Genomic DNA, 13241 nt, shown 5'->3' with positions numbered 1-13241 from the left:
AGGAAAGGCGTTACGAAGAAAGGGTGGCAGGAAGCTGCTGCTCCTCTACCATAGGTCGCTTCCAGTTCGGATGCTGCTCCATGTTCCGGAACGAGCGGAAAAAGAACAGGCTAAGGCTGATACTTACAAAGATGATACCGCCAAAGAATAAGAGAAGCCCCGGTGTTGTGATGTTTTTGGCGAGAAGATAGGAGCACAGTGCATAGCTGACTGGCCCGAAGCCAACGGACATCAAGGAAAGCAATGACATGACACGACCGAGCATGTTGGCAGGGACGATACTTTGAATGTAGGTGATAAACGGAATATTCGTCATACTGAGTGCCATTCCGATGAGAAAATGAGAGACAAGCCCAAAGGAAAGCTCCTCAATGAAATAATAAGAGCTGATTCCAACTCCCATACATCCGAGAATGACAGGGAGTAACATAAACCTTCCACGGAGTCCTTTACACCATGCAGTCAAAATACCGCCAACAATCATGCCCACTCCAACTGAGGTACTGAGTGAACTAAAAGCACTCCCGTCCCATCCGAGGTCATTTACATGAATGGGAATGATCATGTTAACTGGGCCGGAGAACATCATGTTGGTGAATAGTGATGTTGTTAAAATAAGGGCGAGGATCGGGATTGAATACGTAAAACGAATGCCTCCCACGATATCCTTGAAATAGGAGCTTGCCCGTGATTCTGTTGTAGACTCTGATGTCGTGTCTTTGGAGTATGCGTGTGAATGGAGAGAGAGTATAAAGAGTGTTCCTACGAAGAAGGTGCATGCCAAGATCATAAACATGATCGGATAACGAACGGTTCCAATTAATAAGGCAGTAACTACCGGTCCGGCAACCATGCTAATCTGATGGCATAGTTCCATTAAGCTGTTAGCTGGCGAAAGTTGTTCTCGTGAGACAAGTGAGGGCAGAATCGAGCTGCGTGCTGGCCAAAAAAATGCATCGACTGTTCCGAATAAAGCCGCCATGACGTACAGGCTCACGGGGAACCAGTCGCTATTTCCTTGAAGCATAAGCAAACTGAAGCAGGCTAAAATCATTCCCCTCACCAAAAGGGAGGAAAACATAATCCATTTTCGATTCAAACGATCAGCAGCCACCCCGCCCGCCAGCATAAAGAGGAGACGGGGGATGGACAAACAAATCAAAGTCGTGCCGAGGATTGCTCCTGAGCCCATGGCATTCACGATATACCAGTTGAGCAGGATGAAGAAAGCTCCGTCAGCCATTGCCGAAAATAAAGTGCCGCACCATAACCGGACAAACGATCCATTTTTCCACAGGGAATTATTTGTCGCCAGAGTGCTCATCTCCATTTTCCTCCTTCTTTTTCTTCACGACAATCTTGCTGGTGTAATGCTTGAATTCAGACGGTTGGTGCTCATAGTTATCTGGCAAGGAATCGTCTTCTGCGACGAAGTAACGTTCATTCGTCATGAACCCGACCGTGACCATGTAAAAGTTTTCAACCGTATCCTCCACTTCTCCAGCAGCAATCCTCTCTAAATAGCGATCTTCCATTTCGGATAGCTCCTCAAGTAAAGCCTTATATTTAGTGAGCCAAGCAGATATTTCTTTTCGAGGTGCTCTCACTTCGGAGCTAACGGCAATTGCAGGAGGAGGATCCTCTTGATCCGAAAAGAGCATGAATGACTCGTCTGGTGCGTTATACAGGCGATTTATACTGGAGCGCAGGTGATTTATCATCGTTTCCTGCAAGAGGATACTGTCTTCGCGCAGGGAGGGTAGCAAATCATCACTAACCTTGAAGTCGTAAGCAACTGCCCGATAAAACTTTTGCACGATCCCGTTCTTTTCTTCCGTACGCACGACTTCAACGAAGCCGTGGCTTTCCAATTCCTTCAGGTGATAATGCACTTTAGAGGGAGAAAGGGAGAGAAGGGTAGCGAGCTGCTTGCCTGTGTATTCCTCCTTGACCAGCATCGTGATGATCTGTAGGCGCAAGGAATCGCTGACAGCTTTTAATTGATCCAAAGTTTCCACAACTACGTATCGTTTCAAGTCGATCAACCTCGTTTCGCTGAACGTGAATGTTTTGTTATTTTTAGACGTTCAGTTTTATTTGAATGTATTGTAACAACAAAGCGATCCATTTCGCAAGATGGATTTGCGCATATTTTTCGACAAATGCTACAATATTGAAAACGGTGAGAGGGTGCATTCCAGTGGCGATCTTACAACATCCCGTCTTTCGCCGTTTGTATACGGCCCATATTGTACACATCATCGGAAATGAATTTACATTCATTGCGGTCGTTGGACTTTTACATGATCTAAGTGGATCGGGTCTTTCCTTTGCGGCAGGTACTGTGTTTCGTATGCTCCCTTATGTATTTGCCAGCTTTTTCGCGGGGACACTGGTGGAGAACTGGGATAAACGGCGGGTCATGATTGTCGTCAATTTGCTTCGTGGCATTCTCGTCAGCTTGTTTTTCTTCATCACATCTGCGACCTACTTATGGGTGGCTTTTTTGTTATTGATCCTGGTCAATATTTGCAGTGCTTTTTTCCAACCAGCCATGCAAGTAGCGATCGTACAATCCGTGGAGGAAAAGGACAGGTTAGCTGCCAATTCTCTTCTGCAGGGGACGACCTCGTTTCTCATTATTGTTTGTCAGGGTATAGCAGCAGTTCTGGTTTACTTGTTCTCCTACCGTTACAACTTTTTGCTCGATGCCGCCTGTTATTTGTTGTCACTGTTCATCTTGCTACCGCTCCCGCATATCGCCAATTCTGTTGATTCGAAAGCGGCTGTACCTTTTATGGAAAGGCTAAAAGAGGGCTTCCGTTATATCGGAAAGCATCGGGAAATTGGCAGTGTAATCGGTTATCAGATGGCAGAACGGGTATGCGGCGCCTATTACATTATGCTGATGTACTATGTTCTTACGGAGCGAGGAGAGGGCTTGTATGTATTTGGACTCCTGGATATTCCGTTGGGACTCGGAGGTGTGATCGCTGGGATTGCCGTGAATAAGCTGTCTGACAGCCTGAGCGAGAAAGCAACGTGGCGTGTCCAAGGATGGGCACTCGTAGCGATGGGATGCTCGATTATCGCCGTGTTTCATGCAAAACCACTACTTGGACTGGCAATCGCCATCCTCTTTGCATCAACGGCTCAGTTTAGTTCATCGATATTGTCTGTGACGAAGCTGCAACGTCTGTCTGATCCTGCTTATCTGGCTCGCGTTTTTTCCATACGGGAAATGGCGACCATGGGAAGCTTTTCAGCGAGCTGCTTGATACTCGGATTCAGTGCGGAGCAGTTCGGTAGTGCCGCTGTCTCCGTGTGGCTTGGATTTTTTGGGGTTGCAGCAGGAAGTTTGTGGCTTTGGAGCCGTCGTAAGCTACAAAAAGATCGCAGTCGTACAGTAATGATGTAGGATAGATTCCTCTGCTTATTTGGAGCAGAGGTTCTTTATGATACAAAACGAAACTTTTAGATTTAATAAATATAATTGTTGAAAAAGTATGAATCTGACTATACAATGAATGGAAATATAGAGAAAAAGGAAGATGCAGCATGAAGGAATTATGGCAACAGCGTTCATTTCGCTGGTATTGGCTGGGGATGTTCTTGTCTAGTCTAGGGGATCAGTTTGGCTGGATGGGCTTGACGTGGTTTGTCATGAAGAAAACAGGCTCACCTGCGGCGATGGGTGGGGTCGTTCTTGCATATATGCTCCCTGCTGTTTTTGCTGGTTTAGTAGCGGGAGTTTTGCTGGATCGATTTGATCGACGCAAGCTCATCATGATGGACAATGTCGCACGAGGACTTATTTTTATAGCGTTGGTCGCATTATTGCAGGTCGATCAAGTTCCACTATTTGTGATATACGTGCTGATTGTGATTGCAGGAATTCTTTCTCCGTTGAGCACAGCTGGGGCGCAGACATTGTTGCCAAGAATCGTCTCGGACAAAAATCAATTGGTCAAAGCAAATGGCGTGATGGAAACGCAATGGCAAATTGTGTATATGTTTGGACCGGCACTCGCGGGAGTTTTAATCGGGTTGATTGGGGAAGCTTATGTTCTATTGATTGATGCGGCTAGCTTTTTTGTATGTGCCTTCTGCTTCTCAAGGCTGCCTCGTGAGCTTACGAAAAGTGCGAATCCTACAGTGATTGTAAAAGGTCAAATGGGAGTGTTCTTTCGTTCTCTCTGGAGTGACATGCGAACAGGGTATCGTTACCTATTTGGACGCAAGCAATTGATCATTCTTGTTTTCTTTACGTTTTTGTTTAACATGTCGTATGGCCCCATTGAAATTGCATTACCCCTGTATGCGAATCAGGATTTGGCAGGAGGATCTGTTGCGTTAGGGATGATTTGGTCTTCTTTGGCAATCGGGGCATTACTAGGCTCTCTCTTTTTCTCGACGGTTACGTGGAAACTTCCGTTGGGATCGACGCTAGCAGGGATTATCGTAGCGTGGGGATTGACCACATTGCCAATCGCTTTATTCTCGCGGTTGGAGATTGCAATGGCTTCGATGGTTGTGGCGGGTTTTTGCTTTGCTCCCTATAACATCATGTATAGAAGCTATCTGCAAAAACAGGTGCCCGATGCTCTCTTGGGGCGGGTATTAACCAGCGTTCGAACGATTACGGGGACGGGAATGCCGGCGGGAGCGGCTGTCTCTGGCGTCCTCATACCCTTCCTGGGCGTTCAAGGGATCATTGGAGCCGGAGCAGCCGTATGTATCATTTTCGGTCTTCTTGCATTCGGGGCATTGAAAAACTTGGATGATTCCTCATCACTTCCGATTGAGGAGAGGTGAGACGAGGTGTTTTAGCCACTGAGGTAATAAAAAGTAGATACGGGAGAGCGCATGTAGACGAAATGGCATGGCAACCTCCGGACGTTTTGCTTCCGCCGCTCGATAAATGGCTTTTGCCGTTTGTTCTGGTGTCAATAAATACCGACTTACTTTGCTGCGATAGCTACCTGTTTTGTCTGCCTTATCTAAAAAGGGTGTGTCAATCGGGCCTGGCATCGCACACGTCACAGCAATTCCAGTGCCTTGCAGCTCATGACGCAATCCTTCACTAAAACGGATGACGGCTGCTTTGCTGGCAGCGTATACCGCAGCTTTGGCTGTAGCAACCTGTCCGGCAAGTGAGGCAACCGTGATAATATGCCCTTGCTTTTGCTGAAGCATCATCGGCAAAAAGGCACGGGTCGTGTAGAGAACACCGTAAATATTCGTTCGCAGTGTTTCTTCGAGCTCCTCCACGCGCATTTCGATGAGTGATTCAAAGACGGCCATCCCTGCATTGTTGTAAAGAAAATCGCATCGTTCGAAGCGGATGTGCACCCATGCAGCGAACTGCCGAATGTCTTCGTTGCTGCTGACGTCTAACGGGTAATGATGGAGTCGATCCGGATAATCTTTTTGTAACGAAACGAGTTCCTGGGTAATCGTTTTCCGGCTAGTGGCAATGACACAGTCTCCTTTTTCTAAATGAAGTCGTGTCAAAGCTAGACCAAGGCCACCAGAAGCTCCGGTGATGACGACAATACGGGTAATCGACATGTCATCCACTTCTTTCTTGTGTAGAGTATTGATTTCCACTGTGAATGGCAAAGTATAAGCCCCTGAGTTGTTGTGAAGGCTAGCCTCTAGGGGGTGAATGCACATGCCAGCAGTGAAATGTTCTGTAGCAAACTGTGAGTACTGGGCGCAGGGCAATCTTTGCAGCGCCGAAGAGATCATGGTAGAGATTGACGCACATGCCACCGTAAACCTGAAAGAAGAATTCGCAGGCGAGTACGGTCAAAACACGCAGCATCAGGATAAGGCTAAGACATCGTCTGAGACCTGTTGTCTGACGTTCAAGCCGAAGACATCCGAAAAGAAATAACGCTTCGGCGCAAAAAGGACGTATCCCTTTAAGGTGATACGTCTTTTTGCTATTCAACCTATACGGTTGTCTTAGCTGGAAAAAGCTCGTTGACTTTTTGGGCAACCTCTTCCCAAGAAGTGACTCGATGGACGAGCGGAGGTAAGGCAGCTTGGTTATACGGAGTGTCAAACAAGAACACCGGAATTTGCAGCGCCTCTGACAATTGCAAAGCGTTCTCCAGACGATCCTCCAAAAATAGGTCCACGCCCCACTTGCGGGCAGCTGACAGCTTGTCGTGGCTCCCAATCAAATCCACTTCATGATGAGGGATATTGTAGCGAGCAAACCATTGTAACGTCACATCGCGGTGACGATCCTCACGAGCACTTATATATACCAGCTTGTGGGAGGTAAACCAATCGCGCAAAACCTGATCGGCTATTCCGTGAACAGGCGCACCATCATATAGGCGCTCCCCATTTTGATCCAGCCACATTTCAAACTCTGCGTCCGTGATTTGATACACGTTGGCTAAATTGTATTCCACACAATCTTCATATCGTAAATCTCTTCCAAAGCTCTCATTCATCAACGGAACAATACTGCTAGGTGATGTGACTGTACCGTCAATATCAATGCCAATGGTTAGGATTTTGTCTGGTTTCATTCTCTCGCCTCCCGTTTAAATTGTACAACGTAGGCAGACAATAAGGCTACTTCCTTCACTTAATTAATCCTTTACCAAAAAAGGGGCTGAGCATGCTATGTTGGATCGACACGAACGTAATGATGCGAAGCGGAAGGAAGACACCGGTTTTTCCGAGACGGTTGATCAACACGACAGGGAGTTTGTAGCGAATACCTGGACACAGGCCGTCTTTGACGAAGAGGAAGATCGGTCGAGGCGCAGGGTTCACTATGACCCCCACTCCTTGGCAGAGCGCTATACAGGCGAGCTGGATGAGGAGCGAAAAGACTTTTCGGAGCGTTTGGATGGCGTTGTTTTGACAAAGGAGGACCGTTCACCGGTTGCCAAAGTCAGAGAGGACGACATCGAGGCGGCGGCGGAAATCGCCGAGCCGTTTCCGACGAGTCGTGCTGCCAGTGAGATCGACACAGACGAGGAAAACCGGGGAAATCGGGCCAGCGGTATCGGGATGACTGGCTTGGGCTTATCGATCCTGTCCTTGTTTTTCATGCCGTACTTGGTGGCTCCAATTGGTATGGTGCTTGGCTATCTGGCGTATCGACGCAACTCGAAGACGCTGGGAGTCTGGGCGATGATCGTAGGTGCTCTTGCCATTTTGGGCGCATTAGTCATCTACCCGTATTATACGGCTCGCTAAAAGCATCAAACCAAAACCCTCTCCGGTTCGTTTAGCTGGAGAGGGTTTTTTATATTATTTGTACAAAGAGGAAACAAAAGGCGTAATGGCTGCGATCACGGCGTCACAAAACACATCGGAACGACGTACGCGATTATCCGTTAAAAGGGAATAGGCGCCGCCGCGATGATTACTGCCGACGGTTTTCCCCCATTCATCTATGATGGTACTGAGCTCAATTTGTTCCTGCTGGATTCGGTAAACAGCTTGATTCGGGATAGGAAAAGCCAATCCCTTTCCAATAAATAGCTCACTTCCATTCCAGGCTGCACAGATGGAAATCAAATACCATTGTTTTGTAAACCGCTCATCGTACATAAGTCCGCCTTCCAAGCCTAGCCCAATGTCTGCTTCCGGGGCTTGACTACGTGCAGCTTTTGCCCGATTGATCGCTCCTGTAATCGTTTCTTCTTCACTCATCGGCTGAGCCGCTACGCCAGAGGGGACGGATATGCAGAAAGGTTCCGTTCCCGTTGCTTTTTGTACAGCGAGGCGTTTTGCTTCATTTTTCGTTCCGAGTGCATAGCGGAAAATATGATAATCCAATGCTTGTTCCACCTCTTCCCATCATCGATGCTAGTGGTAGTATACCACCTTTTGATTCGACCGCGATTCTCTGGGGTGTGATAAGATAATAGGCATAGAAAAGAGTCAGACCTAGCATATGAAAGAGAAAGAGGAGTGGACGATGAAATTTACAAAGCTGCATGGCTTGGGGAATGATTACGTTTACGTCAACTGTTTTGAGGAAGACTTATCACGTGTAGATTTACCCGAATTGGCACGAAGAGTGAGTGATCGGAATTTTGGGATCGGCGGTGATGGACTGATCCTCATTATGCCATCTGAGCGAGCAGATTTTCGCATGCGGGTCTTTAATAATGATGGCAGCGAAGCAAAAAATTGCGGAAACGGCTTGCGCTGTGTGAGTAAGTACGTATACGATCACGGTTTGACGGAGCAAACAACGTTTACCGTGGAGACATTGGGAGGGACCGTCACTCCTGTCGTATCGCTAGGAGCAGATGGTAAAGTCGATCAAGTAACAATCGATATGGGAGAGCCTCGTTTTGAGCGAGCAGCAATTCCGATGACAGGCATTCCAGAAGAGCAGGTGCGAGAAGAGGGAATCGAAGTCGGTGGAACGGCGTTTACGATGACGGCTGTTTCGATGGGGAATCCTCATGCCATCCTTTTCGTGGATGAAGTGAAGGAAGAAGATGTTCGTCACTACGGGCCAATGATCGAGTATCACGAGTGGTTTCCTGAGCGAACCAACGTCGAATTTATCCAAATATTGAATCACGAGGAAATTCTTTTCCGTGTATGGGAGAGGGGATCAGGTGTAACGCTTGCCTGTGGGACGGGAGCTTGCGCTGCTGCAGTAGCTGCCCACTTGAGTGGGAAGACAGGAAGAAAAGTCACGGTCCACCTGGCAGGAGGCGATCTCTTTATTGAATGGAAGGAAGCGGATAATCGCGTCTATATGACGGGTCCGGCTACTGAAGTTTTTTCTGGCGAGTATGTAGGGGAGATTCCGTTTAAATAGAAGCAAGCCAAAACCGTTCCGTCGAACTGACAGGAGCGGTTTTTTCACAAAAAATAGCGTGGTCACGGCGAATCCTTCATGCCGTCACCACGCTATCGAATTCGAATGAGCGTCACGCGTTGTACACCTCATTTAGGTATGCGACATCCATGCGGTCGTACTGAGGGATATTTTTGTTCATCTTCGCCAGTTCCGCTTGCAGTCTTTTCAATTCGGCTTCCATCTTCTTGATTTCTTCTTGCATAGCTTGTGCTGTCATGGTGGTTCTCTCCTTGTTGTTGTTTTTTTATCTAAATTTATTGACTATTCTAACGAAAGGCCAAACCAATGTAAATAGCCTATATCTGGATGTAAGCGCTTTATCCGTGAATAGTCTGTGAACGGTTGTTCAGATTGTCTGATTTGGCCTTTTGAGAGCAATGCACTCGGGGAAAAATAAGGTCGAGAAGTGTAATACTTTGTATGTTCTTTACGAAAAGTCATGTTATGATGAAGCGTAGTATTCGGGCATCTTGCCCTTAGGAAGGTGTGTACTGGTGATTTATTTGGACAACAGTGCGACTACCCGGCCTCATCCTCAAGTGATTGAAACCGTTAGACGCGCGATGGAAAGCTACTATGGAAACCCGTCTTCCTTGCATCAAAAAGGAGTAGAGGCGGAAAATGTACTGAAGCAGGCGCGAAAGGTTGCCGCTCAGTACTTGGGCTGTAAAGAAAGTGAAGTTATTTTTACTTCAGGTGGTACGGAGAGCAATAATACGGCGATTAAGGGCGTAGCCTTTCAATATCAAAACAGAGGGAAACATATTATTACGACGCAGGTCGAGCATCCGGCTGTTTACGATGTTTGCAAACAGTTGGAAGGTCTGGGATTTGCTGTGACATATCTGCCGGTAGATCGTGAAGGCCGCGTATCGGTAGAAGCTGTTCAGAAAGCAATGCGTCCGGATACGATTCTCGTTTCCATTATGCATGTGAACAACGAGCTGGGAACCATTCAACCGATCCTAGAAATCGGACAATGGTTGAAGCAATTCCCGAAAGTCCTGTTTCACGTCGATGCTGTCCAAGGAATTGGGAAAGTTCCTTTGCGCATCAAGGATTCAGGGATCGATCTGCTGAGCGTCTCTGCGCACAAGTTTTACGGGCCCAGAGGAGTCGGCATTTTGTATAAACGGGAAGGCTTGATTATTCACCCGTTGATGATGGGTGGCGGTCAAGAAGGGGGAGTTCGCTCAGGAACGGAAAACCTCCCAGCCATCGCTGGTATGGCAAAAGCAATCCGGATTCTAGAAGAACTGGGCAGCGTCGAGATGATCAGGCTGCAAAAATTGAATCAACAGCTTCGTGAGGGGATTGCAACGATGGAAGGTTGCGTCGTGAATACCCCGGAATCAAATACGGCTCCTCATATTATGAACTTGTCAGTACCAGGAGTAAAAGCAGAAGTCCTGTTGCATGCTTTGGAGGAAAAAGGTTTTCTGATATCCACCAAGTCGGCCTGTTCATCCAAAGTCAATGAGCCGAGCAGAGTTCTGACTGCGATTGGCATCGAGCGGGATTGCGCGTTGTCATCTCTGCGGATCAGTCTGGGTCGGGAAAATACAGCGGACGACATTCAGCAGTTTTTGAAGGCGTTAGAGGAATGCGTTAGTGTGCTTCGGACTTATATCAAACAACAACCTGCCCCCGCTCATAGAAAATAGTGTGGACAACTAAAAGGAGATAATCATGAACTACGATGTTATTTTAATTCGTTATGGTGAGTTGGCGCTTAAAGGGAAAAACCGCGATCAATTCGAAGAGGCCCTTGTAAAAAGCGTGAGAAACGTATTGCGTTCGTTTTTTAAAGTAAAAGTTCGACGCAATTACGGCCGGATGTACGTGGAGCTACACGGCGAGGATGCTTACGCGGTTATGGAGCGTTTGAAGCGCGTTTTTGGGATTTCTTCCTTTAGTCCGACGATCCAGGTAGATCCTGATATTGAAACGATCAAGGAAAAAGCGCTGGAGTTGGTTCGTCAATTGAATCCACAGCCACGTACGTTCCGTGTGGTTTCCCGTCGTGCGGATAAACGCTATCCGATTCAATCGATGGAAGTCAATCGAATGGTGGCAACGCACATCCTGCGTGCTCTGCCAGCTATCAGCGTAGACTTGCACGAGCCAGATACCATCGTGAATGTAGAAATTCGCACAGAGGGTACTTACATTAGCTGTGAAACCATCAAGGGACTAGGTGGCTTGCCAGTTGGGGTGAGTGGAAAAGTACTGCTGCTTCTTTCTGGTGGTATCGACAGTCCTGTAGCGGGTTGGATGATGCTGAAGCGTGGTGTGACGCTGGAAGCGATCCACTTCCACAGCTATCCGTTTACGAGCGAGCGCGCTTTGCAAAAAGTACGTGACTTGGCTCATAAGCTGACGAAATGGGGAGGAACTGTCCGTCTCCACGTTGTACCGTTTACCGAGATTCAGACCGCCATTCGTGAAAAATGTCCAGAAGACTATTTGATCACCATCATGCGTCGCTTCATGATGCGCATTTCGGAGCGTGTTGCGGAAAATACGAATGCCAAGGCACTCGCAACAGGAGAAAGCCTCGGTCAAGTTGCATCGCAAACCTTGGAAAGCATGGACACGATCAACAAGGTGATTTCAATTCCGATCCTGCGACCACTCGTCGCCATGGACAAGGTAGATATCGTGGACATTTCTCGTCAAATCGATACGTACGAGCTTTCTATTTTGCCGTATGAAGACTGCTGCACGGTGTTTACACCGAAAAATCCTGTAACGCGACCGAAGCCTCGCCTCGCTGCAAAATTTGAGGAAGTGCTGGATGTAGAAGCGTTAGTGGAGGATGCTGTAGCGCGAACTGAAATCGAAGAGATTACAACGAAGCCTAAAGAAACGACAACCGACCTGTTCTAAATACAGGTATAGAGAATCTCGCGACACGGGGGAGAAGGAATCATGATAATCCGTTATGAGCGCAATGGTAAGGTGAAGCATGGCTGGATGGTGGAAGAGGATCACAAAGTACGCGTGATTGAAGGGGACATTTACAAAATCCATACGGCAAAGCCGATCATGACGGGCCTTGAGCTACCTTTGGATGAGGTCACGTTAAAGGCGCCAAGTGATCCAAGCAAGGTTGTATGCATCGGATTGAATTACCGGGACCATGCGGCTGAGATGGGGATTGACTTACCAAAAGAACCGTTGATGTTTTTGAAGCCGTCAACAACTGTCATTGGACCTGGTGAGCCTATCGTCTATCCAAAGCTGACGCAGAACCTTCATTATGAAGGCGAACTCGCCGTGGTGATTAAGAAAGAGGCCAAGAAGATCCAGGCTGCGGATGCAGACGATTATATTTTGGGATTCACTTGTGCGATTGATGTGACCGCGCGCGATCTGCAGATGAGCGATGGGCAATGGACTCGGGCAAAAGGCTTTGATACATTTTGTCCTCTTGGACCTGCTATTGCAGCCAAACTGGATTATCATCATTTGCGTATCGTGACACGAGTAAACGGGGAAGTTCGTCAGGATGCTTGCACAGACCAATTGATTTTTTCGATTCCACAGCTGATCGAGGCTGTATCTGCGGTCATGACGCTTCGCCCCGGCGATGTTATTTTAACCGGGACGCCATCTGGTGTAGGTGAGCTTGTTCCAGGTGATGAAATTTCGGTAACCATTGAAGGAATCGGAACCTTAACGACTCATGTAGTGGCTGAGGAGTAGTCATACATTCTTTGATAAGATCGACCAAGCCCCCTGCTTGTTTGAAGTGGGGGCTTGGTTTTTTTATTTATTCTTCTTCGTTCGGATCATCATGAATGGGGTGCGCGGATGGGTATTGTCTAGGAAGGTCTTGATGCATTAGCCTTGTTTCATAAGTGAATCGAGTGGTTGTGGAATGCTGTCCGGGCTCCCAGCCTGTTGCTTTCCCTAAGCGAGCTTCGTTCGTGGCAGCTCCAAATGGCCCCTCAGGGAATTCTTCCTGAAGGATTTCATTGCGTTGTGACTCTACAGTAGATAATTCACTGTAATGATCGTTTTCGTATTCTTCATAGGTTGGTTTTGGATCCATAGTAACACCGCCGTTTAATTGTTGGATACTTCACGGGTACGCAGCTAAAGCGCCAAGCGTTTATAGTGTGAAATAAAAAGAGAATCGCTATTCGTTTTTCCTGTTGACACCGTGACTTGTTTCATTTATATTTAAATTCTGCTCGAAACAATCAGTGCAAATGAAAAATCATCAATAAAAAAGTGAGAGAAACACTTGACTTATACCTGGTGATTTTGTTATATTAGATCTTGTCGCTGCTGAACGAAGCGAAATGGTTTAAAAAACCTCTTGTAAAAACAGTTGCGATATGATAAGATAGAAAAGTCGTCTTCGGACGAATCGCAC

General features: G+C 47.2%; 15 protein-coding genes. 8 read left to right on the top strand and 7 right to left on the bottom strand.

Annotated elements, in window-relative coordinates; all coding sequences use genetic code 11:
- Positions 1–10: 10 nt before the first annotated feature.
- Entirely contained in the window at positions 11–1330 is a 1320-nt protein-coding gene (locus tag ODZ53_RS28005; protein ID WP_372681580.1) for an MFS transporter, read from the bottom strand.
- The gene (locus ODZ53_RS28000; protein WP_372681578.1) at positions 1302–2036 is read right to left on the bottom strand and encodes an ArsR family transcriptional regulator; all 735 of its coding nucleotides are present in this window, start codon (positions 2034–2036) and stop codon (positions 1302–1304) included. Before ODZ53_RS28000 ends, ODZ53_RS28005 begins: the two co-directional genes overlap by 29 nt.
- A gap of 164 nt (positions 2037–2200) precedes the next feature.
- Here ODZ53_RS28000 and ODZ53_RS27995 point away from each other — a divergent pair, with 164 nt between their 5' ends.
- Both ODZ53_RS27995 and ODZ53_RS27990 read left to right on the top strand, forming a co-directional pair.
- Positions 2201–3418 carry an MFS transporter gene (locus tag ODZ53_RS27995; RefSeq protein WP_372681576.1) on the top strand — a complete coding sequence of 406 codons (1218 nt, stop codon included), beginning with the start codon at positions 2201–2203 and terminating at the stop codon, positions 3416–3418.
- Between the two features lie 140 nt (positions 3419–3558).
- Entirely contained in the window at positions 3559–4815 is a 1257-nt protein-coding gene (locus tag ODZ53_RS27990) for an MFS transporter (protein ID WP_372681574.1), read from the top strand.
- On the opposite strand, the gene ODZ53_RS27985 is transcribed toward ODZ53_RS27990, so the two are convergent.
- The gene (locus ODZ53_RS27985; protein ID WP_372681572.1) at positions 4792–5622 is read right to left on the bottom strand and encodes an SDR family NAD(P)-dependent oxidoreductase; all 831 of its coding nucleotides are present in this window, start codon (positions 5620–5622) and stop codon (positions 4792–4794) included. The two genes, ODZ53_RS27990 and ODZ53_RS27985, sit on opposite strands and share 24 nt — an antisense overlap.
- Before the next feature lie 52 nt (positions 5623–5674).
- Between ODZ53_RS27985 and ODZ53_RS27980 the strand changes: the two genes are divergently transcribed.
- Complete coding sequence (locus ODZ53_RS27980) at positions 5675–5899, top strand: DUF1540 domain-containing protein (RefSeq protein ID WP_016742139.1); 225 nt, start codon at positions 5675–5677, stop codon at positions 5897–5899.
- Between the two features lie 58 nt (positions 5900–5957).
- On the opposite strand, the gene ODZ53_RS27975 is transcribed toward ODZ53_RS27980, so the two are convergent.
- Positions 5958–6548 carry a 5' nucleotidase, NT5C type gene (locus ODZ53_RS27975; protein ID WP_199928103.1) on the bottom strand — a complete coding sequence of 197 codons (591 nt, stop codon included), beginning with the start codon at positions 6546–6548 and terminating at the stop codon, positions 5958–5960.
- A gap of 97 nt (positions 6549–6645) precedes the next feature.
- Between ODZ53_RS27975 and ODZ53_RS27970 the strand changes: the two genes are divergently transcribed.
- Entirely contained in the window at positions 6646–7227 is a 582-nt protein-coding gene (locus tag ODZ53_RS27970; RefSeq protein WP_372681569.1) for a DUF456 domain-containing protein, read from the top strand.
- A gap of 54 nt (positions 7228–7281) precedes the next feature.
- Here the strand turns inward: ODZ53_RS27970 and ODZ53_RS27965 are convergent, their stop codons facing one another.
- Positions 7282–7812 carry a DUF84 family protein gene (locus ODZ53_RS27965; RefSeq protein ID WP_372681567.1) on the bottom strand — a complete coding sequence of 177 codons (531 nt, stop codon included), beginning with the start codon at positions 7810–7812 and terminating at the stop codon, positions 7282–7284.
- A gap of 142 nt (positions 7813–7954) precedes the next feature.
- On the opposite strand from ODZ53_RS27965, the gene dapF reads away from it, so the two are divergent.
- On the top strand, positions 7955–8815 hold the full coding sequence (gene dapF / locus ODZ53_RS27960; protein ID WP_172141409.1) for a diaminopimelate epimerase: 861 nt from the start codon (positions 7955–7957) through the stop codon (positions 8813–8815).
- 112 nt (positions 8816–8927) lie between these two features.
- Here the strand turns inward: dapF and ODZ53_RS27955 are convergent, their stop codons facing one another.
- Complete coding sequence (locus tag ODZ53_RS27955) at positions 8928–9074, bottom strand: hypothetical protein (protein ID WP_172801907.1); 147 nt, start codon at positions 9072–9074, stop codon at positions 8928–8930.
- Between the two features lie 277 nt (positions 9075–9351).
- Between ODZ53_RS27955 and ODZ53_RS27950 the strand changes: the two genes are divergently transcribed.
- From ODZ53_RS27950 to ODZ53_RS27940, 3 genes are read left to right on the top strand one after another with little or no spacing between them, the layout of a single operon-like run.
- A complete protein-coding gene (locus tag ODZ53_RS27950) occupies positions 9352–10521 on the top strand; it encodes a cysteine desulfurase family protein (protein ID WP_199928099.1) in 1170 nt (389 codons plus the stop codon).
- 25 nt (positions 10522–10546) lie between these two features.
- The gene (gene thiI, locus ODZ53_RS27945) at positions 10547–11746 is read left to right on the top strand and encodes a tRNA uracil 4-sulfurtransferase ThiI (RefSeq protein ID WP_015892361.1); all 1200 of its coding nucleotides are present in this window, start codon (positions 10547–10549) and stop codon (positions 11744–11746) included.
- A gap of 42 nt (positions 11747–11788) precedes the next feature.
- Complete coding sequence (locus ODZ53_RS27940; RefSeq protein ID WP_015892360.1) at positions 11789–12565, top strand: fumarylacetoacetate hydrolase family protein; 777 nt, start codon at positions 11789–11791, stop codon at positions 12563–12565.
- Between the two features lie 67 nt (positions 12566–12632).
- On the opposite strand, the gene ODZ53_RS27935 is transcribed toward ODZ53_RS27940, so the two are convergent.
- Positions 12633–12914: a hypothetical protein gene (locus ODZ53_RS27935; protein WP_372681563.1), complete on the bottom strand. Its 282-nt coding sequence runs from the start codon at positions 12912–12914 to the stop codon at positions 12633–12635.
- Positions 12915–13241 lie beyond the last annotated feature (327 nt).

The organism is Brevibacillus sp. BD137 (genome assembly GCF_041644655.1).
Classification (GTDB): Bacteria; Bacillota; Bacilli; order Brevibacillales; family Brevibacillaceae; genus Brevibacillus; species Brevibacillus brevis_D.
The sequence above is the reverse complement of the archived record's forward strand: the minus strand, read 5'-3'. Positions and strand labels throughout refer to the sequence as shown.

Bases quoted from the DNA above. Each gene is read 5' to 3' on its own strand.
- ODZ53_RS27935 (WP_372681563.1), bottom strand. From the start codon at position 12,914: ATGGATCCAAAACCAACCTATGAAGAATACGAAAACGATCATTACAGT.
- ODZ53_RS27940 (WP_015892360.1), top strand. From the start codon at position 11,789: ATGATAATCCGTTATGAGCGCAATGGTAAGGTGAAGCATGGCTGGATG.
- dapF (WP_172141409.1), top strand. From the start codon at position 7,955: ATGAAATTTACAAAGCTGCATGGCTTGGGGAATGATTACGTTTACGTC.
- ODZ53_RS27970 (WP_372681569.1), top strand. From the start codon at position 6,646: ATGTTGGATCGACACGAACGTAATGATGCGAAGCGGAAGGAAGACACC.
- ODZ53_RS27955 (WP_172801907.1), bottom strand. From the start codon at position 9,074: ATGACAGCACAAGCTATGCAAGAAGAAATCAAGAAGATGGAAGCCGAA.
- ODZ53_RS27990 (WP_372681574.1), top strand. From the start codon at position 3,559: ATGAAGGAATTATGGCAACAGCGTTCATTTCGCTGGTATTGGCTGGGG.
- ODZ53_RS28005 (WP_372681580.1), bottom strand. From the start codon at position 1,330: ATGGAGATGAGCACTCTGGCGACAAATAATTCCCTGTGGAAAAATGGA.
- ODZ53_RS27975 (WP_199928103.1), bottom strand. From the start codon at position 6,548: ATGAAACCAGACAAAATCCTAACCATTGGCATTGATATTGACGGTACA.
- ODZ53_RS27980 (WP_016742139.1), top strand. From the start codon at position 5,675: ATGCCAGCAGTGAAATGTTCTGTAGCAAACTGTGAGTACTGGGCGCAG.
- thiI (WP_015892361.1), top strand. From the start codon at position 10,547: ATGAACTACGATGTTATTTTAATTCGTTATGGTGAGTTGGCGCTTAAA.